Genomic DNA, 18,272 nt, shown 5'->3' with positions numbered 1-18,272 from the left:
GATGCCCGGCCAGCGGAGGGAGGAGCGCCCGGTGAGCGCTGCGACGCGCACGGTGCCGGCGGGCCCCGCCGCGGAGACGCCGGCCGGGCCGGTGCCGCGCCGCGTGCGCCCGCCCCGCTGGCTGGACCTGCGCCTGGTGCTCGGCGTGCTGCTCGTCCTGGGCTCGGTGCTGCTGGGAGCCCGCGTGCTCACCGCCGCCGACGCCACAGTGCCCGTGTGGTCGGTGACCGCCGACCTCGCCGCCGGCACCGTGCTCGGCCCCGAGGACCTGGCCGCCGTCGACGTCCGGCTCGGCGACGCCGCCGGGGCCTACCTGTCCACCGACACCGACCCCGCGGGCCGGACCCTGGCCCGGGCGGTCCGGACCGGCGAGCTGCTGCCCCGGACCGTGCTGGAGGAGCCGGAGGACCTCGTGCAGGTCGCGCTGCCGGTGCAGGCCGGCTACGTGCCGCCGGGCCTGGTCCGCGGCTCGGTCGTCGACGTCTACGGCGTCACCGACCCGGCGGGCACCGCGACGGGGGAGGGCGTCGTGCTCGTGGTCGGCTCGGCACCGGTGCAGGCGGTCAGCGGCCGGGCGGAGGGCGTCCTCTCGACGACGACCACGACCGTGCAGGTGGTGGTCGGCGTGGCCGCCGACGAGGCGCCCGACGTGCTGGCCGCGATCGGCGGCCGGCCGCTGGTGGTCGTGGTGCACGGGTCCGTCGACGACACCCGTGCGCCCGCGGTCCCCCGGTCCCCGGCCGCCACCTCGTCGTCGGCCGCCACCTCGTCGTCGGCTGCCACCTCGTCGTCGGTGCCGACCTCCTCGTCGCCGCCTGCGACCCCGACGCCGGGCCCGAGTCCGGCTCCCGTGCCCGTCCCGCCGGTGCAGCCCGCGCCCGCGCCGGTGGCGCCCGTGGCCCCGCCGGTGGCCGTCGACCCCGCGGCCGGTGCCCCCGCCGCGCCCGCCGCCTGATGGCGCTGCAGGTCGTCACCGCGGTCACCGGCGCGCCGTGGGAGGCGGCGCTGGTCGGTGCGCTCGACCGCGCCGACCACGGCGTCACCGTCGTGCGGCGCTGCGTCGACGCCTCGGACCTGCTGGCCACCGCGGCCACCGGCACCGCCCAGGCCGCCCTGCTGTCGGCCGACCTGCACCGGCTCGACGGCGACGCGGTCGCCCGGCTGGCCGCCGCGGGGGTGGCCGTCGTCGGGCTGGCCGATCCCGGGGACGAGCGCGCCGGCGACCGGCTGCGCGCCCTCGGCGTGGGGACGGTGCTGCCGGCCGACGCCCCGGCCGAGGACGTCGTGCGCGCGCTGCGGGACGCCGTCGCGGGCGGGCCGGCGGCCGGGCACGACGTCGCCGACCCGCGCGCGGCGCTGCCCGCCGCGGCGCTGTCCGGGCCGGAGCCGGAGGAGCAGCGGCCCCCGCGCGGCCGGGTCGTGGCGGTGTGGGGCCCGACCGGCGCGCCCGGCCGGACCACCGTCGCGGTCGGTGTCGCCGACGAGGCCGCCCGCCTCGGCGTCCCCACGCTGCTGGTCGACGCCGACGTCTACGGCGGCGTGGTCGCCCAGGTGCTCGGGCTGCTCGACGAGTCGCCGGGGCTGGCCGGGGCGGCGCGGCAGGCGGCGGCCGGCACGCTCGACGGCGCCGCGCTCACCCGGCTGGCCTGGTCGGTCCGCCCGCACCTGGCCGTGCTGACCGGGCTGGCGCGCGCCGACCGCTGGCCCGAGCTGCGGCCCGCCGCGGTCGCCGCGGTGCTCACGGAGGCGCGGCGGGCGGCCGACCTCGTCGTCGTGGACTGCGCGTTCAACCTCGAGGAGGACGAGGAGCTGTCCTTCGACACCGCCGCGCCCCGGCGCAACGGCGCCACGGTGACCGTGCTCGAGTCCGCCGACGACGTCCTCTGCGTCAGCGGCGCCGACCCGGTGGCGCTGCAGCGCACCGTCCGCGCCCTCGGCCAGCTGCGCGACCTGCTGCCGGAGGTGGAGCCGGCGGTCGTGGTCAACCAGGTGCGCCGCGGGCCGGTCCCCGGGGACCCGCGCGAGGAGATCGCGGGCGCCCTCGAGCGCTTCGCCGGCCGCGGGGTCCGCGCGTTCCTGCCGGCCGACCGCCGCGCCACCGACGCCGCCCTCGCCTCCGGCCGGACGCTCGCCGAGGTGGCCCCCGGCTCCCCGCTGCGCGCCGCCCTGCGGTCGCTCGCCGCCGGGCTCGCACGGGTGCCCGAGCCCTCCGCGGGCCGGCGCGGCCGCCTCCGCCGGAGGGCCGGGTGACGCCGCCGTCCCGGCCCGGCGCCTCCCCGTCCTGCAGGTGTGCCGGCCTCCGCCCGCGACGTACGGTGGGCTCCCGATCCGGAGGAGGACGATGGCCGAGCGGCTGAGCACCCTGGACGCGTCGTTCCTCTACCTGGAGGACGACGGGGTGCCGATCCACGTCGCCGGAGTCCTGGTCCTGGAGCCGGTCGAGGGCGGTCTCGACACCCTCGCCGAGCTGGTCGAGGCGCGGCTGCCGCTGGTGCCGCGCTACCGGCAGCGGATCGTGCCGGTGCCGGGCCACCTGGCCAACCCGGTGTGGGCCGACGACCCCGACTTCGACGTCGCCTACCACGTCCGGCGGTCGGCGGTGCCGCGCCCGGGCACCGAGGCGCAGCTGCTCGACCTGGTCTCCCGGGTGACCTCGCGCCCGCTGGACCGCGGCCGGCCGCTGTGGGAGGTCTACCTGGTCGAGGGCCTGTCCGGCGGCCGGGTCGCGGTGGTCACCAAGACCCACCCCGCGCTGGTCGACGGCCTGGGCGCCGTGGACATCGCGCAGGTCCTGCTCGACCCCTCGCCGGACGCGCCGGTCCCGTCGGCCGACGACTGGGCGCCGCGGCGGGTGCCCGGCCCGGTCGAGCTGGTCCGCGACGCGCTCGGGGACTACGTGCAGCGCCCGACGGCGGTGCTCGAGACCGCACGGTCGGCGGTCGGTGACCTGCGCTCCACCGCGGCGCGGGTGCGGGGCGTGGCCGGAGGGCTGGTGCGGGCGGCCCGCTCGGCGGTCGTCCCGGCACCGCACGGCCCGCTGGCCCGCACGCTGGGCAACCAGCGGCGGGTCGCCGTCGCGCGCGCCGACCTCGAGGACCTCAAGGCGATCCGCAAGGCGCACGGCGGCACGATCAACGACGTCCTGCTGACCGTGCTCAGCGGCGCCCTGCGCGACTGGCTGCTGTCCCGCGGCGAGCCGGTGCTCGGCTCGACCGCCGTCCGCGCGCTGGTGCCGGTGTCGGTGCAGGGCGAGGAGCAGGACGCGCCGGGCAGCAGCGTGGCGGCCTACCTGGTCGACCTGCCGGTCGGGGAGCCCAACCCGTGGGTGCGGCTGGCCCGCCTCAGCTACGCGATGCGCGGGGTGACCGGCTCGGGCCGCTCGGTCCGCGCCGACACGCTCGTCGCGCTGACCGGTTTCGCCCCGCCGACGCTGCACGCGCTCGGTGCGCGCGCGGCCCGGGGGCTGTCGCGGCGGATGTTCAACCTCGTCGTCACCAACGTCCCGGGCCCGCAGGTGCCGCTGTACGCCGCCGGCAGCCGGATGCTCGAGGTGTTCCCCGTGGTCCCGCTCGTCGGCGGGCAGGGCCTGGCGGTCGGCATGACCAGCTACGACGGGCACGTCTACGTCGGGCTCAACGCCGACCGGGACGGCGTCGTGGACGTGGACGTGCTGGCCGACCTCGTCGAGCAGGAGGTCGGGGCGCTCGCCGACTCCGTGCGCTGACCCGGCGGCGGACCCGCGCCGGGGGGTGCGGGATACGGTCGCCTTCCCCGACAGGAGAGGAGCGGCCGGGTGCGGATCTACCTGCCGGCGACCACAAGCGTCCTCCGCACGCTCGTGGACGAGGGCCGGCTGAGCGGGCCGCACACCGGCTTCGCGGTCACCCCGCGGCTGCGCGACCACTACGCGCTCAGCGACGCCGCGGCCGACGTCGAGGAGCTGGAGTACGCGGCGCTGCTCGCCGCCGCCCGGGCCAGCCTGCGGCTGGTCGACGTCGACCCCACGGCCGCCCGCCGCCGCGTGGTGCTCGCCGCCGACGTCCCCGACGGCGCGGTCACCGAGATCGACGACCCGGACACCGACCCCGGCGCCGTGCGGGTCACCGCAGACGTCGCGCTCGCCGACGTGGCCAGCGCGCACGTCGACGGCGCGGAGGCCGAGGAGGACGTGCGCGCCGCGGTCGCCGTGGTGCTCGAGGCCGACCTCGGCAGCGAGGAGGCGCAGTTCGTCGTCGACCAGGCCGAGGGGCACGAGCTGGCCTGGTACGCCACGCAGGAGATCGGCCCGGCGCTCGACCTGCTCTGACCGGCCGGTCACGGGCCCGCCCGCCGCGCGCGGGCGACCTGGACCCGCTGCGGGCTCCCGGCGGTGACCAGCCAGCCCGACCCCGGCCGGACCGGCACCGGCGTCCGGGGCAGGCGGGTGCCCAGCAGGTCCGCGTCGCCGGGGCCCGGGCACAGCAGCAGGCCGCTGCGGCCGCGGCGCAGCTCGGCGACCGGGCCGCGGAAGGCGGGGGAGAGCTCCCCGGCCGTCCCGGCGGCGAGCACGAGCACCTCGCCGTCGGTGCGGTCGCCGTCGGTGCGGTCGCCGCCGGTGAGGGCGGTGCCCACGGGTGAGTCGGCGAGCGTCCCGGCGTCGTCCAGCAGCACCGCGCCCGGGCGCCCGGCCAGGCCCGCGCACCACGCCCGCCAGCCGGCGACGTCGTCGGCGGGGAGCACCGGCAGCCCGTCCGGCGCGGACCGGCCGCCCCGGGCCACCCGCACGACGGGGACGCCGACCGCCGTCAGCGTCGTTCCCAGCGCCGCCAGGGTGCTGGTGCGGCCGCTGCCGGGCGGGCCGACGACGAGCAGCCCGCCGGTGCGCAGCAGGTCGACGGTGAGCAGCTCGCCCTCGTCGCCGCCGGGACCCAGCGGCACGCGGCGGAGCAGGTCGGTGCCCTCCCCGGGAGGCGGCTGCACCGGCGGCGGGTCCGGCGGCAGCTCGGGGACGACCAGCGGCCCGGCGCCCGGTGGGGCGGCCGGCGCAGTGCGGCACAGCGGCCGGGGCAGCGCGAGCTGGCACTCGAGCGCCTCCTCGCCCAGCAGCGCCCGGCCCGGCGGGCGCGCGCCGGGGACCGCGCGGACCGGCACGCCGGCCACGGCGTAGTCGGCGCGGTCGGGCAGGGGGAGGACCAGACGGGTCCCCGCGGCCGCGGCCAGCCGGCCCCCGGGCACGGCGCGGTCGGCGGTCAGGACGCAGGTCAGCGCGGCGGCGCCGCCGTCGCGGACCAGCCGGAGGAACTCGGCCGCGCCCTGCCCCGGGACCGCCTCGTCCAGCTGCGCCAGCAGTGCGTCCACCCCGTCGACCAGGAGCAGGACCGCCGGGGAGTCCGCACCTCCTCCGGCCCGCCGCCCGGCGACCTCCGCGGCCAGCCGGGACACCAGCCGGACGGTACGCAGCGCGTCGCCGCCGCCGACCACCGTCCCGCTGTGCCGCAGGCCGGCGGCCTCGGCGGCCAGCGCGCCACCGGCGTGGTCGAGGACGTGCACGTGCAGGCGGCCGGGGGACAGCCGCTCCACGGCCTCGGCGAGCACCGTGCGGAGCAGGGTGGTGCGGCCGCTGCGTGGACCGCCCACGGCCAGCCAGCCGCCGCCGCGGTCGAGGTCGAGCAGCAGCGGCTCCCGCGCCTGCCGGTCGGGGCGGTCGACGAGCCCCACCACCAGCCGCGTCGGAGGGCCGCCCGCGACGGGGAGGTCGGTCGTCCTCAGCTCCTCCGGGAGCGCCGGCTGCCAGGGCCGGTGCGGCCGCCGCGCGCCCGACGCCGCGGCGTGGCCGGTGGTCGCCGCGGTGACCCGGGCGAGGTCGGTCGGGCCGGCGGGCCTCCCGGGCGCGGTCCCCGCCGGGGGTGCCGGCCAGGACCAGCGGGTCACCGTCGGGCCGGCAGCCGCCGCGGGGCCGAGCGACACCCGTGCCGCCTGGAACGGGACCGGGCGGCCGCTGCCGGTGCGCAGGTACCCGCGGCCGGGACGGTCGGCCGGCACCGTCGCGGCGATCCCGCTGCCGAGCACGTCGCGCGAGTCGGCCTCGTCGGTGGTGCGCAGGCACAGCCGCAGCGAGCAGTTGGCCCGGATCTCGGGGGACACCACGCCGCCGGGGCGCTGGGTCGCGAGCACCAGGTGCACGCCGAGGGAGCGGCCCCGCTGGGCGATGCCGACCAGGCCGGCGACGAACTCCGGCAGCTCCTCGGCCAGGCCCGCGAACTCGTCGACGACGATCACCAGCCGCGCCAGCTCCACCTCCGGCGGGAGCGCCGCGAGGTCGGGGACCCGCGCCGCGGCCAGCAGCGCCTCGCGGCGGGAGAGCTCCGCGGTCAGCGACCGCAGCGCCCGGGCGGTGGCCGCGCCGTCCAGGTCGGTCACCAGGCCGACGGTGTGCGGCAGCGCGACGGCCTCGGCGAAGGCGGCGCCGCCCTTGTAGTCGACCAGCAGGAACGAGCACCGGTCGGGCGGGTGCGCCAGCGCGAGCCCGGCGACCAGCGTCTGCAGCAGCTCGGACTTCCCCGATCCGGTCGTCCCCGCCACCAGGGCGTGCGGCCCGTCCCGCACGAGGTCGACCTCGGCTGCGCCGTCCGCGGTCACGCCCAGCCGGGCGGTGAGCGACGACCGCGTGGCCGACCACGTGACCGGCACCTCCCCGGCGGGCAGGTCCCGGCCGTCCGCGAGCAGGTCGAGCAGGCGCACGGTGCGCGGCAGCCCCGCGGCCTGCCGGGCGGGCGCCAGGGGAGCCAGGGCGCGGGCGAGCCGTGCCGCGGCGGCGAGGGGCAGGCGGTCGACGACGACCTCGGCGGAAAGGGCACCGTCGCCGAGGCCGAGCCGCCCGGTGTCGCCGGTCTCGCCCCCGACCTCGAGGACGGCCGGGACGCAGCCGCCGAGGTCCTCGCCGCGGCGGGCGAGTGCCAGCAGCACCGCGCCCCGCTCGCGGCACCGGCGCAGGAGCTCCGCGAGCGCCGGGTCGACCGGCCGGTCGACGACGAGGACCGGCGTCCCCTCGGCGTCCCCGCACCCGTCGGCCAGGCCGGTCAGCCACGAGGGCAGCGCCGGGTCGGCTCCGGGCCCCGGGAGGTGGACCGAGACCGCGCCCGCCGGCAGGTGCGGCAGCCACCGCGCCCAGGACCAGTCGGCCGCACGCCCGGCGGAGGCGAGGACCGCGACGTCGACGTCGCCGGGTGCGGACAGGGCGACCAGCTGCGCCAGCAGCCCCCGCACCACCCCCAGCGCGGGCTCCCGCGGGCCGGTCACGGCCAGGCCCCCGGTCCGGCGCAGGTCGACGGTCACCGGCAGGTCGGCCGCCGCCTCGGGCAGCCGCCGGCCCGCCTCGACGCGGACCACCCGGGTGGGGCCCGCGCCGGTCCCCACCCGCACGGTCAGCGCCGCCGCGTCCCCGGGGCGGCGGGACCACAGCAGGGTGGTCCGCCGGCGCGCCGCGGCGGTCAGCGCCGCCAGGTCGGGAGCGGCCGCCCGCGCCGCCCGGACGTCGGCCCGGACCGCCTCGGCCAGCCGGGCGCGGGTCTCCTGCACCTCCCCGGCGTGCGCCGCGGCCGCCCGCCGGCCGGTGCGCGACCCGCTCCACCGGTCCGACGCCCAGCTGCCCACCGCCACCAGCGGGCCGAGCAGTGCGAAGAACAGGAAGGTCGGTGCCGACAGCACCAGCGCGAGCGCGACCCCGGCGACCGCCGGCAGCACGACGGCCACCCAGCCCAACCGGCGCCGTGGTGCGGCAGCGGGCGGGTCCGGCCACGCCACCTCCACCTCCGGGCGGTGCGCGGGCGGCGGGACGCCCGGGCGGACGAGCCGGCGGCCGCCCGGCCCGGGCCGCAGCGCCGCGCGCCCGTCCCGTGGTCCGGTGACGGTCACCGAGCTCGCGCCCAGCCGCAGCACCGCCCCGGGGCGCCACGGGTGCGCCGCGCCGTCGAGGTCGGCGTCGTCAAGCCGGCTGCCGTTGGTCGAGCCGAGGTCGGTCACGGTGATGCCGCCGGCGCCGACGTCCAGCGCGACGTGCCGGCGGGAGACCCCGGGATCGGGGAGGGACAGCGTGGCGCCGGCGCCGCGGCCGAGCACGTGCCGGCCGGTGGCCAGCGGGACGGCGGTGCCCGCGGCGGGCCCGCCGACCACGTGCAGCTCCAGGGGGCTGGCGGCCGGCTCGCCGGACGGGGGGACCGGGCGGCCCAGGCCCAGGACCGCGCCGTGGACCAGGCGGTCGTCGCTGAGGAGGAGCTCCCCGGGCAGCCGGGTGCTGCCGGACCACAGCCCCGCCGCCGCGGTGCCGAGGGCGGCGGCCAGCGGGACCAGCACGGTGTCGAGCCGGGCGTCGTCGGAGGCGCGGACCTCGACGTCGACGGCGCCGTCGGGGCCGACCACCGTCCAGCAGCGGGCCTCGGCGCCGGCGGGGAGGGGAGCGGACACGGGCGCGACGCTCCCGGCCGCGGGCCGGCCGCGGTGCCCGCCGGCCGGGGTTGTGGACGGGGCCGGGGCTGTGGACGGCGTCGGCGCCTCCGGGACGGGTGCGGCCTAGCGTCCGCAGCCACCCGGGAGGGACCCGGGACGGACAGGAGGAGCCATGAGGGTCGACATCGGGACGCTGCAGTCGATGGCCGGGCGGTGCCAGGCGGAGGCGGCCGAGACCGCCGCGCGGCACGCGACGCTGTCGAGCACGGTCACGAGCTCGGTGCTCGACGGCTGGACCGACAGCCAGGCCGCGGTGCAGTTCAGCGCGCTCTACGAGCAGTGGCGGGTCTCGGCCCAGGGGGTGAGCGACGCGCTCACCGGCATGGGCGGGCTGCTCACCGCGGTCGCCGCGTCCTACCAGCAGCACGAGGCGGACGTGGCCGCCCGCATCGGTGCGCTGATCTGACGCCGGGTCAGCCGGGTGGTGCCGCGGCGGACAGCGTGGCGGCCCGCCCGGGCTGCAGGCGCCGGCGCACCGCGGCGACGGCCTCGGGTGCCCGCTCCCACGGCAGGATCGACAGGATCGCCACGCAGTGCGGCAGGAAGATGATCCGCAGCCCGCCGAACACCATGAGGTGGAAGCCCAGCAGGAACACGACGAGGGCGACGCGGGCCCGGTCGGACCGGACGAGCAGCATCAGCGGCGCGGCGAACTCGAACACGAGCATCACCCACTGCACGGTCACCAGCAGGCCGGGGACGTCGAGCGTCCAGTCCGACAGGGCGGTGCCCCGGCGGATCACCGCGCGGGTGATGGTCGAGCCGGTCGCCCAGTCCCAGCCGCCGAAGCGCATCTTCGCCCAGGCCGCGAGGAAGTAGGTGAGCATCACCGTCACCATCACGGCGGCCATCGCCCATCCGGCGGCCTCGGACCGGCGGCGGTCGCGCCAGCGGACCCGGCCGATGGTGGGCAGCACGGCGAGCGCGAAGAGGTAGGCGATGCGGTCGTGGTCGACCTTGCCGTAGCTCATCGCGATGACCATCCACTCGAGGTACAGCACGAACACGGCCGTGCCGAGCAGACGGGGGGCGCGGCCGGTGGCCGCGGCGAGGGCGGTGAGGACCAGCGCCCACTGCACGACGTGGACGACGGTCGACGTCGGCGTGGGCAGGTGCAGCACGCGGGCGATCTCGAGGGGCTGGTACCAGACGGTCGGCACCTCGGCGTGCGCGCGCACCCAGGCGGTGGTGAGGAAGACGTCGACCGGCACGAACAGGTAGGCGATGGTGCGGAACACCGCGATGCGGGCCAGCGGGACCGGGCGGGTCCAGAAGCCGCGCAGGCCGCGGACCGCGGAGACGAGGGAGGTGACCGGTGAGGAGCTCACGCGCCGGCCCCCAGGTCCTGCTCGACGAGGACGCGGTCGGTCCACGCGCCGGTCGGCTGCCCGTCGGCGAGCTCGAAGTGACGCTGCACCACCTGCACCTCGACGAGGTCGGGGGCGTCCGGGTGCCGGCGCGCGTAGGTCTCGGCCAGCGTGACCAGCAGCGCGGGGTCGTCGACCAGCCGCGGGAGCTGCCCCTCGAACTCGGCCCGGCGCAGCCCCACCTCGCCGCCGGACAGGCGCACCTCCTCGCCCTCGCCGGTCAGGCCGACCACGCGGGTGGAGACCACCGGCGCGTTCACCTCGGCGCGGGTCGAGTACATCTTGAACGGGCCGAACGGGAACGAGGCGTCGGTGCCCCAGACCGTCCCGGCCAGCAGCAGCGCGAGGACGGCCAGGGAGGCAGCGAGGCGGACGCGGCGCCCGCCGGTGGAGAGCCTGACGACGTCCGCCTCCGCGGGGTCGCCGGCGCGGGACGGCTGGACCACCCGGGCATCGTAGGATCGGCGCCCGTCCAGATGGGTCACCGACGCCGCGTGGTGGGCAACTGGCCTGCCCGGCCCGGGACGGCCCCTGCGCCCGCGCACGACGTCGGCACCGTCCACCGCACGACGACGTCGGAGGAGCGCACATGCAGTTCGGTCGGTACTACGAGGAGTTCGAGGTCGGGGCGGTCTACAAGCACTGGCCCGGGAAGACCGTCACCGAGTACGACGACCACCTGTTCTGCCTCATCACGATGAACCACCACCCGCTGCACCTGGACACCCACTACGCGGCGGAGACCACGGACTTCGGCAGGAACGTCGTCGTCGGCAACTACGTCTACTCGCTGCTGCTCGGCATGAGCGTGCCCGACGTGTCGGGCAAGGCCATCGCCAACCTGGAGATCGAGTCGCTGCGGCACGTGGCGCCGACCTTCCACGGCGACACCGTCTACGGCGAGACCACCGTCCTGGACAAGACGGAGTCGAAGTCGAAGGACGACCGCGGCGTCGTGTACGTCGAGACGATCGGCTACAAGCAGGACGGCACCGTCGTCTGCGTCTTCCGGCGCAAGGTCATGGTGCCCAAGCGCTCCTACGGCGAGGCCCGCGGCGGCGAGCAGCCCGGCCGCCCGGAGCCGAAGCCGCGCTCCTGAGGAGCGGGTGCGCTGCCGGACCGGTCAGGACGGCAGCGCACCCCAGCCGCGCAGCGTCGCGACCAGTCCCGGCGTGCAGGCCAGCCGGCCGAGGTCGGCGGCGCCGGCCCAGGTGACCGCGTCGGCGTCGTCGCCCGGGACCGGCGTCGCGGCCGGGGCCTCGAGGGTGCAGGCGAAGTCCACGACGTCGTAGACGACGCCGTCGCCGGGGACGGTCACCCGGCCGACCTCCGCGCCGACCCGGACCGCCAGCCCGGTCTCCTCGCGCACCTCGCGGGCGACCGCCGCGGGCAGCGTCTCACCCGGCTCCACCCGCCCGCCGGGCACCGACCACAGCCCCCGACCGGGGGCGTTGCGCCGGCGGACCAGCAGCAGCCGGCCCTCCCCGTCGAGGACCACGGCGCCGACGCAGGCCTGCACCGGCAGCCGGTCGCCGGGGGAGTCGGGAGCCACGACGGCAGGCTACGGCCGGGCCCGCGGCGGGACGGCCCGGCCGGGCGGCACGGCGCCGTCCGCCAGCGCTTGACGTCAGCCCCGAGTGACAGGACGGTGTCTTGCGATGAGCGCCTCCCCGGTCTGTCCCCGCTGTGGCGAACCACTGGTGGTGCGCCCCGGGGACTCGGCGGTGGCCTGGTGCCACGTGCACGGCGCGGTCACCCCGCTGCACCACACCACGCTCATCGCCCACGACGCGATCGCGGCGGTGACCGCCGACGCCCGGGTGCCGGCGTGGGTGCCCGACCCGGTGCCGCCGGGCTGGTCGGTGACCGGCCTGGCCTGGGGCGGGGAACCCGGGGCGCGGGCGATCGTCGTCGGCTGCGCCGGCCCGGCGCCGCTGGGCGGGTCGGCGGAGCTGGTGCTGGTCGCCGAGGAGCCGGGCATGGGCGTGGGCTGCGGCTACGCCGGCCTGCCGGGCCTGGACCCCGGCGACGTCATCACCGGCCCCTCGTCGGCGTCGGTGGAGGCCGCCGGCCAGCACGCGCCGCTGTGGGCGGTGCCCACCTCCGACGACCGGGCCGCCTTCGTCGGCGAGGCGTTCGGCGTGTGGCTGTGGTTGGTGATGTGGCCGATGTCGGCGGCCTGGCTGCTGGCGGAGGAGATGCGCCTGCTCGACCTCCGCGAACGGCTCTATCCGGACCTCCCGCTCGGCCCGCCCAGCGAGCACCTGCTGCCGGGGGACTGACCCGTCCGTCCGCCGCCCGGCGTGTCCCGGCGGAGGGCACTGGGGCCTGTGTTACCCATGGGGCCGGCCTCCGGGCCGACCCGCGCGGGCACGTCGTCCGCCGGTCCGAGCGGATCCCCCGGGGGTGGCGGTGAACCTGAAGAAGGTGCTCGTCTGGCTGGCGGTGGCCTTCGTCGTGTTCTACGTCATCCAGCGCCCCGAGGCCTCGGCCGACGTGGTGCGCGGCGCCGGGGAGGCGCTCGGCAGCGCCGCGTCGTCGATCGCGGCCTTCGTCGGCTCGCTCGTCTGACCCCGCCGTGAGCGGCCCGGCCGGCGGCCGCCCGCCGCGGTGGGCCAAGGACGCCGCCAAGTACCTGCTCCCCGGTGAGCAGGCGGTCGTGGCGACCCGCCGGCACTGGGCGGTGCTGCTCTGGCCGGGCGCGAAGGCGGTCGCCGTCCTGCTCGCCGGGCTGTGGGTGCTCACCCTCGACCCCGGCAACCGGGTCAGCGCGAGCGTCGGGCTGCTCGTCGTCCTCGGCGCCCTCGGCTGGTTCGCGCTGCGGGCCGGCGAGTGGTGGATGCGGCACTTCATCGTCACCCGCCGCCGCGTGCTGCTGACCTCGGGGATCGTCGCCCGCACGGTCAGCCTGCTGCCCCTGCGCCGGATCACCGACCTGACCTGGAAGGAGACCGTCCCCGGCCAGCTGCTCGGCTACGGCACCTTCCGGTTCGAGTCGGCCGGCTCGCAGCAGGCGCTGTCGCAGATCACCCACCTGCCGCGCGCGGACCTGCTCTACCGCGAGGTGAGCGAGCTGCTGTTCGGCAGTGACGGGGGCGGCGCCGCGGCCGGCGACGACGAGGGCAACCCGGACGACAACGGGCGCCCCGCCGCGGCGCCGCCCCGGCACGACACCCAGCCGATCCCGCGCCTGCCGGGGGCCTGAGCAGCGCGCGCCCGCCTGGGGGAGGCTGGACGCCGATGCGCATCGACCTGCACACCCACTCGTCGGTCTCCGACGGCACCGACACCCCGGCCCGGCTCCTGGCCGCTGCCCGCGCCGCCGGCCTCGACGTCGTCGCGCTCACCGACCACGACACGACCGACGGGTGGGCGGCGGCCGCCGCGGCCCGGCCGGAGGGGCTGACCGTCGTCCCGGGCCTGGAGCTGTCCGCGCGCTGGTTCCCCGCCGAGGGGCGGCCGGTCAGCGTGCACCTGCTGGCCTACCTGTTCGACCCGGACCACCCGGAGCTGGCCGGCGAGCTGCGGCGGCTGCGCGAGGAGCGGCTGACCCGCGGCCAGCGGATGGTCGCCGCGCTCGCCGCGGCCGGCTACCCGGTGGAGTGGCAGCGGGTCCTGGACTCCAGCGGCGGCGCGGTGGTGGGCCGCCCGCACGTGGCCCGGGCGCTGGTCGAGGCGGGCGTCGTCGCGTCGGTCGAGCAGGCCTTCACCACGCTGCTGCACCAGGGCGGCCCGTACCACGTGACCAAGGCCGACACCGACGTGCTCGAGGGCATCCGGCTGGTCCGGGCGGCCGGCGGCGTGCCGGTGTTCGCCCACGGCCTGGCGACCCGGCGCGGCCGGGTGGTCGACGACGCCGCGATCGCCGCGATGGCCGACGCCGGGCTGGTCGGCCTGGAGGTCGACCACCCCGACCACGACCCGGCCCAGCGCGAGCACCTGCGCGGCCTGGCCGCCGACCTCGGGCTGCTGGTGACCGGGTCCAGCGACCACCACGGCGCGAACAAGGCGACGCCGCTCGGCGCGTGCACCACCGACCCGGAGCAGTACGAGGCGCTGGTGGCCGCGTCCACCGGCAGCGTGCCCCTGGCCGACAGGGGCGCCGTCGCCGGTTAGCGTGGCCGGGTGAGGCAGTCCGACGGCGCACAGCTCGAGATGCCCGGCATGCCGCGCCGGCTGTTCCCCGCGACGCCGAGCAAGCTGGCCACCTTCGCCGACTGCCCACGCCGCTACCGCTTCGCCTACGTCGACCGGCCGACGCCGCCCAAGGGCCCGCCGTGGGCGCACAACACGGTCGGCTCCGCCGTCCACGCCGCGCTGCGCTCGTGGTGGGACCTGCCGCGGGCCCGCCGCACCGGCGTCGCCGCCCGGCAGCTGCTCTACGGCGTCTGGTCGGCCAACGGCTTCCGCGACGACGAGCAGGCCGCCCGCTGGCGCGCCACCGCGGCCGGCTGGGTCACCGGCTACGTCGAGGCGCTGGACCCCGCCGAGGAGCCGGTCGGGCTGGAGCGGCAGGTCTCGTGCACCACCGAGCGGCTGGCGCTGACCGGGCGGGTCGACCGCATCGACCAGCGCGGCGACGAGCTGGTCGTCGTCGACTACAAGACCGGCCGGGTGCCCAGCACCGACGACGAGGCGCGCGGGTCGGCCGCGCTGGCGGCCTACGTGCTCGGCGTGCGGCGCACGCTGCGCCGGCCGTGCAGCCGGGTCGAGCTGCACCACCTGCCCAGCGGGACGGTCGCCTCCTTCGAGCACACCGAGCGGTCGCTGGCCAACCACGTGCGCCGGGCCGAGGACGTCGCGGAGGACATCGCCGTCGCCACCCGGCGGGTGGAGGACGGCGTGCCGCCGGACGAGGCGTTCCCCGCCGTCCCCGGCCGGCAGTGCGGCTGGTGCGACTTCCGGCCCAGCTGCCCGGTGGGGCAGGCGGCGACGCCGCCGCGGGAGACCTGGAGCTTCCTGCCCGCCGACGGGGACGCGGCGGGGGCCTAGGACCGGGGGTCCGGGACCGGAGGTCGGGGACCGGAGGTCGGGGAGTGGAGGTCGGGGAGTGGAGGTCGGGGAGTGGAGGTCGGGGAGTGGAGGTCGGGGAGTGGAGGTCTAGGCGCCGACCTCGACCGCGCCCGCCGTCCGCTCGAAGGCGGCGCGCCGGATCGGGGAGTGCCGGGCCCGCTCGGGCAGCGCGAGCATCCCGGTGCGGAACGCCCGCAGCGCCGCCGTCGCCGCCGTGTCGGTCAGCGTCAGCCCGGGCAGCGAGGCCATCCGGCGGGCCCACGGCGGCAGGGTGGCCACTGCCAGCGACGCCAGCGACCCCCAGGCCGGCCGGGCCGGGGTCAGGAACTGCACCCAGCGCGGCATCGGCGGGACGACGAGGAAGCGCCACGCCTCCCGCCCGGCCGCGGTGAGCGTGAGCTCGGGCCGGAGCCGCTCGAAGTAGCCGGCGAGCGCGGCCACCGAGTCGGGGACGTCGGCGCGGTCGATCCCGATGAGCTCGGCGGCGGTCACCTGCTCGGCCACGTAGCGGTCGGCCTCCGCGGGGGTGACGACGCCGACGCGGCGGGCGACGTCGAGCAGCGAGTCGACCTCGCAGTTGTGCACCCACAGCAGCAGGTCGGGGTCGTCGACGCGGTAGGTGCGGCCGGTGGTCTCCTCGGTGCCGCTCAGGCGCCGGTGCACGCCGCGGACCCGCCGCACCGCGCGGATCGCCTCACGGCGGGTGCCGAAGGTCAGCGTGTCGACGTACTCGGCGGTGCGCACCAGCCGCTGCCACGGCGACGCGCGGAAGACCGAGTTGCGGGCCACGCCGTCCATCGCGACCGGGTGCAGCGCCTGCAGCAGCAGCGCGCGCAGCCCGCCGACGCTGTAGACCGGGTCGGCGTGCACCCGCCAGGTGACGCTGTCGGGCCCGAAGAACCCGAGCAGGTCCTCCTCCGCCGTCCAGTCGCGCGCCGAGGGCCGGGCGGCGCTCACCGGGTCCCCTCCGGCACCGAGGACCAGAACGCCTCGAGCACCTCGAGCGTGCGGCGCGGGTTCTCGACGGCGGGGGAGTGGATCGCGCCGTCGATGACCTCGTGCCGGGCGCCCAGCCGGCGGGCCATGTCCGCCTGGACGTCCGGCGGCCAGGCGTCGTCGGCCACGCCGTGGGCGACCAGCACCGGCACGCCGGTGGCGGCCAGCTCGGCCACGCGGTCGGGCTCGGTGGTCATCGCGTCGGCCATGCCGCGCAGCCCCGCCGCGGTGTTGCGGAGGAACCGGCGGGCGTAGAACGCGCGGGTGGGGGCGGGCACCGCCTGGGCGCGCTCGTCGGTCATCGCCAGCTGCTCGAGCGTGGCGTGCACGGCGGGGACGCCGCCGGAGTCCAGCAGCGGGCCGAGGTGCTCGAGCAGCTCGGCGCGCCGGCCGCCCAGCCGGGCGGGGCCCGACCCGAGCAGGGTCAGCGAGCGGAAGGCGGCGGGGTCGGCGAGGACGGCGCCGCGGCCGACCAGCCCGCCGAAGCTGTGCCCGAGCAGGTGCGGGGTGCCGGTCTCCTCGCGCAGCAGGGAGGCCACGACGACGACGTCGGCGGCGAGCTCGGCGACCGAGTAGGCGGCGGGGTCGTCGGGGCCGGGGGACTCGTACTGCCCGCGCTGGTCGATCGCCACCACCCGGTAGCCGTCGGCAGCCAGCGGCGCGAGCAGCGGGGCGAAGTCCTCCTTGCTGCCGGTGTACCCGGCGACCAGCAGCACCGTGCCGCTGGGCCCGTCGCCGCCGGTGTCCAGCGCGGCCAGGGGCCCGGCCCGCCCGGGGAGGGTGCGCGCCGTCGCGTCGTGGTCGGCGAGCTGGCGCAGGTCGTCGGCGGCGATGGCGAGGTCGGGGCTGTGCGAGGTGCCGGGCAGGACCATGGTCCCCAGTGAACCCCGCCGTCGGCGGCCGCGCCGCCGCGCGGGGGCCGCGCGGCGGCTACGCGGGGACTATGCGTACCCGAGCACCCGGTCGGGGAGGGCGTAGACGAGCACCGGCCCGGCGACGGCGGCGCGCCCGCCGGGCGCCGGCGGGTCCTGCAGTGCCACGCGGGAGAGCTCGGCGCCGGTGGCCGGGTCGCGCAGGACGAGGCCGTCGGGCTCGGGCACCCAGACGCCGGCCTGCCCGGCCTCGCCCTTGCCGGCGGCGGAGGCGGTGGGCAGGCCGAGGGCGGGCAGCGACCACAGGGTGGCGCCGCTCGTGCCGTCCAGCGCCCGGACGGTGCCGCGCGCCCACACCAGCGCGACGTCGCCGGTCCCGGACTGCAGCACGGGATCGCCCTCCGCGCCGCCGTCGGTCGCGGCCGGGAGCGCGAGCTCCTGCAGCTGCGTGCCGTCGTCGGGGCGGTGGACCAGCAGGGCGTCGCCGGTGACGACGGCGACCAGCCGGTCCACGCCGGCCAGCCGCACGTCGGCGCCGCCCGTGGCGGCCAGGTCGCGGGTCCAGCGGGCCTCGCCGGAGAAGGAGTCGAACAGCCGCAGCTGGACGGCGGCCGAGCCGGTGCAGCGCTGCAGCACCGCGACGCCGGCGCTGCCCGCGGCGGTGTCGAGCAGGGTGCAGCCGGACTCCGCGCCCGCCCGCCAGCGGACGTTGTCCCCGACCGGGTCGAGGACGACGACGCCGGTGTCGCTGCTGGCGAGGACCACCTGGTCGGCGCCGGTGACGGTGGCGTCGCCGCGCAGGCTCAGGTTGCGGGTCCAGGCGCGCACGCCGGTGGCCGCGGTGAGCGCCAGCGCCTCGTCGCAGCGGTCCGCGGTGCGGAAGACGGCGACGACCAGCCCGTCGCCGGCGGAGAGCCCGCACAGCGCGGCGTCGGTGCGCCGGTAGTGCCAGGCCTCCTCGCCCATGGCCGGGTCCAGCGCCGTGACGCCGTCGGCGACGGGCACGACCACCCGCCCGCCCTCGACGACGGCGTCCGGCAGCGGGACGTCGACGTCGGCCGACCAGGCGGGCGCGAGCTCACCGGCCGGCGCGGTCGAGGGGACCGGCGGCTCGCCGGCGGTGGTGCTGTCGGTCGCGGCGACGCTCGACCCCCGCCACAGCAGGGTGGCGACGACGGCCAGCGCGAGCGCGGCCGCCGTCCAGACCCACACCCGCAGCGGCGGGGGACGCAGCGCCACGCGGCGTCTTACGCGGCGGACTCGGAGTCGCCGCCGTCGCCGTCCTGGCCCTCGGCGCCGGAGGCCGCGGAGGCGCCGGAGCGACCCCGGCCGCCGCGGCGGCGACGGCGGCGCGGCCTAGCCGCGCCCTCGCCGGACCCGTCGGTCGCGGCGCCGGCCCGGGGCGCGGGGGCGGGGCCGGCCCCCGCCGGCCCCGCACGGGGGGGGGGGGGGGGGGGGGGCCGCGGGCGGGGGGGGGCGGGGCCCCACGGCCGACGGCTTCTCCGTGCTGCCCGACCACGACGGGTCGGTCCTCGCGGAG

At 78.7% G+C, this 18,272-nt stretch carries 18 protein-coding genes; 11 read left to right on the top strand and 7 right to left on the bottom strand.

What is annotated here, in order from left to right:
• Nucleotides 1–31 precede the first annotated feature (31 nt).
• The 4 genes from ACI79Z_RS16700 (at nt 32) to ACI79Z_RS16685 (ending at nt 4,306) form a co-directional block, all read left to right on the top strand.
• Nucleotides 32–955, top strand: coding sequence for an SAF domain-containing protein (locus ACI79Z_RS16700; protein ID WP_456903283.1), 924 nt, complete (start codon nt 32–34; stop codon nt 953–955).
• Nucleotides 955–2,250 carry an AAA family ATPase gene (locus ACI79Z_RS16695; protein WP_456903282.1) on the top strand — a complete coding sequence of 432 codons (1,296 nt, stop codon included), beginning with the start codon at nt 955–957 and terminating at the stop codon, nt 2,248–2,250. Before ACI79Z_RS16700 ends, ACI79Z_RS16695 begins: the two co-directional genes overlap by 1 nt.
• 91 nt (nt 2,251–2,341) lie before the next feature.
• Nucleotides 2,342–3,724, top strand: coding sequence for a WS/DGAT/MGAT family O-acyltransferase (locus tag ACI79Z_RS16690; protein ID WP_456903281.1), 1,383 nt, complete (start codon nt 2,342–2,344; stop codon nt 3,722–3,724).
• Between the two features lie 69 nt (nt 3,725–3,793).
• Nucleotides 3,794–4,306: a DUF6912 family protein gene (locus ACI79Z_RS16685; protein WP_387991558.1), complete on the top strand. Its 513-nt coding sequence runs from the start codon at nt 3,794–3,796 to the stop codon at nt 4,304–4,306.
• An 8-nt stretch (nt 4,307–4,314) separates the two neighbouring features.
• Here ACI79Z_RS16685 and ACI79Z_RS16680 read toward each other — a convergent pair whose 3' ends face one another.
• The gene (locus ACI79Z_RS16680) at nt 4,315–8,442 is read right to left on the bottom strand and encodes an FtsK/SpoIIIE domain-containing protein (protein ID WP_456903280.1); all 4,128 of its coding nucleotides are present in this window, start codon (nt 8,440–8,442) and stop codon (nt 4,315–4,317) included.
• A gap of 154 nt (nt 8,443–8,596) precedes the next feature.
• Here ACI79Z_RS16680 and ACI79Z_RS16675 point away from each other — a divergent pair, with 154 nt between their 5' ends.
• Complete coding sequence (locus tag ACI79Z_RS16675) at nt 8,597–8,890, top strand: WXG100 family type VII secretion target (protein ID WP_387991564.1); 294 nt, start codon at nt 8,597–8,599, stop codon at nt 8,888–8,890.
• A 7-nt stretch (nt 8,891–8,897) separates the two neighbouring features.
• Here the strand turns inward: ACI79Z_RS16675 and ACI79Z_RS16670 are convergent, their stop codons facing one another.
• The gene (locus ACI79Z_RS16670) at nt 8,898–9,812 is read right to left on the bottom strand and encodes an HTTM domain-containing protein (protein ID WP_456903279.1); all 915 of its coding nucleotides are present in this window, start codon (nt 9,810–9,812) and stop codon (nt 8,898–8,900) included.
• Nucleotides 9,809–10,297: a hypothetical protein gene (locus ACI79Z_RS16665; protein ID WP_387991569.1), complete on the bottom strand. Its 489-nt coding sequence runs from the start codon at nt 10,295–10,297 to the stop codon at nt 9,809–9,811. The genes ACI79Z_RS16670 and ACI79Z_RS16665 overlap by 4 nt, the downstream gene beginning before the upstream one ends.
• Before the next feature lie 143 nt (nt 10,298–10,440).
• Between ACI79Z_RS16665 and ACI79Z_RS16660 the strand changes: the two genes are divergently transcribed.
• Nucleotides 10,441–10,950, top strand: a complete 510-nt coding sequence (locus tag ACI79Z_RS16660; RefSeq protein WP_387991572.1) for a MaoC family dehydratase — start codon at nt 10,441–10,443, stop codon at nt 10,948–10,950.
• Nucleotides 10,951–10,974: 24 nt separating this feature from the next.
• Here the strand turns inward: ACI79Z_RS16660 and ACI79Z_RS16655 are convergent, their stop codons facing one another.
• A complete protein-coding gene (locus tag ACI79Z_RS16655; protein WP_387991575.1) occupies nt 10,975–11,403 on the bottom strand; it encodes an NUDIX hydrolase in 429 nt (142 codons plus the stop codon).
• A 106-nt stretch (nt 11,404–11,509) separates the two neighbouring features.
• On the opposite strand from ACI79Z_RS16655, the gene ACI79Z_RS16650 reads away from it, so the two are divergent.
• From ACI79Z_RS16650 to ACI79Z_RS16630, 5 genes are all read left to right on the top strand, one after another.
• Nucleotides 11,510–12,133, top strand: coding sequence for a DUF6758 family protein (locus ACI79Z_RS16650; protein WP_387991578.1), 624 nt, complete (start codon nt 11,510–11,512; stop codon nt 12,131–12,133).
• Between the two features lie 124 nt (nt 12,134–12,257).
• Complete coding sequence (locus tag ACI79Z_RS16645) at nt 12,258–12,422, top strand: hypothetical protein (RefSeq protein ID WP_387991580.1); 165 nt, start codon at nt 12,258–12,260, stop codon at nt 12,420–12,422.
• 7 nt (nt 12,423–12,429) lie between these two features.
• Complete coding sequence (locus tag ACI79Z_RS16640; RefSeq protein ID WP_387991583.1) at nt 12,430–13,056, top strand: PH domain-containing protein; 627 nt, start codon at nt 12,430–12,432, stop codon at nt 13,054–13,056.
• 35 nt (nt 13,057–13,091) lie between these two features.
• Nucleotides 13,092–13,967 carry a PHP domain-containing protein gene (locus ACI79Z_RS16635; RefSeq protein ID WP_387991586.1) on the top strand — a complete coding sequence of 292 codons (876 nt, stop codon included), beginning with the start codon at nt 13,092–13,094 and terminating at the stop codon, nt 13,965–13,967.
• Nucleotides 13,968–13,976: 9 nt separating this feature from the next.
• Entirely contained in the window at nt 13,977–14,843 is an 867-nt protein-coding gene (locus tag ACI79Z_RS16630) for a RecB family exonuclease (protein ID WP_456903278.1), read from the top strand.
• A gap of 108 nt (nt 14,844–14,951) precedes the next feature.
• Here ACI79Z_RS16630 and ACI79Z_RS16625 read toward each other — a convergent pair whose 3' ends face one another.
• The 3 genes from ACI79Z_RS16625 to ACI79Z_RS16615 all read right to left on the bottom strand — a co-directional run bounded on the left by ACI79Z_RS16625 (nt 14,952) and on the right by ACI79Z_RS16615 (nt 17,971).
• Nucleotides 14,952–15,821, bottom strand: coding sequence for an oxygenase MpaB family protein (locus ACI79Z_RS16625; RefSeq protein WP_456903277.1), 870 nt, complete (start codon nt 15,819–15,821; stop codon nt 14,952–14,954).
• Nucleotides 15,818–16,732, bottom strand: a complete 915-nt coding sequence (locus tag ACI79Z_RS16620; protein WP_456903276.1) for an alpha/beta fold hydrolase — start codon at nt 16,730–16,732, stop codon at nt 15,818–15,820. The genes ACI79Z_RS16625 and ACI79Z_RS16620 overlap by 4 nt, the downstream gene beginning before the upstream one ends.
• A gap of 69 nt (nt 16,733–16,801) precedes the next feature.
• Nucleotides 16,802–17,971: an outer membrane protein assembly factor BamB family protein gene (locus ACI79Z_RS16615; RefSeq protein WP_456903275.1), complete on the bottom strand. Its 1,170-nt coding sequence runs from the start codon at nt 17,969–17,971 to the stop codon at nt 16,802–16,804.
• Between the last annotated feature and the right edge of the window lie 301 nt (nt 17,972–18,272).

The organism is Geodermatophilus sp. SYSU D00663, assembly GCF_054050655.1.
The sequence above is the reverse complement of the archived record's forward strand: the minus strand, read 5'-3'. Positions and strand labels throughout refer to the sequence as shown.

Bases quoted from the DNA above. Each gene is read 5' to 3' on its own strand.
- ACI79Z_RS16695 (WP_456903282.1), top strand. From the start codon at position 955: ATGGCGCTGCAGGTCGTCACCGCGGTCACCGGCGCGCCGTGGGAGGCG.
- ACI79Z_RS16690 (WP_456903281.1), top strand. From the start codon at position 2,342: ATGGCCGAGCGGCTGAGCACCCTGGACGCGTCGTTCCTCTACCTGGAG.
- ACI79Z_RS16620 (WP_456903276.1), bottom strand. From the start codon at position 16,732: ATGGTCCTGCCCGGCACCTCGCACAGCCCCGACCTCGCCATCGCCGCC.
- ACI79Z_RS16675 (WP_387991564.1), top strand. From the start codon at position 8,597: ATGAGGGTCGACATCGGGACGCTGCAGTCGATGGCCGGGCGGTGCCAG.
- ACI79Z_RS16650 (WP_387991578.1), top strand. From the start codon at position 11,510: ATGAGCGCCTCCCCGGTCTGTCCCCGCTGTGGCGAACCACTGGTGGTG.
- ACI79Z_RS16660 (WP_387991572.1), top strand. From the start codon at position 10,441: ATGCAGTTCGGTCGGTACTACGAGGAGTTCGAGGTCGGGGCGGTCTAC.
- ACI79Z_RS16635 (WP_387991586.1), top strand. From the start codon at position 13,092: ATGCGCATCGACCTGCACACCCACTCGTCGGTCTCCGACGGCACCGAC.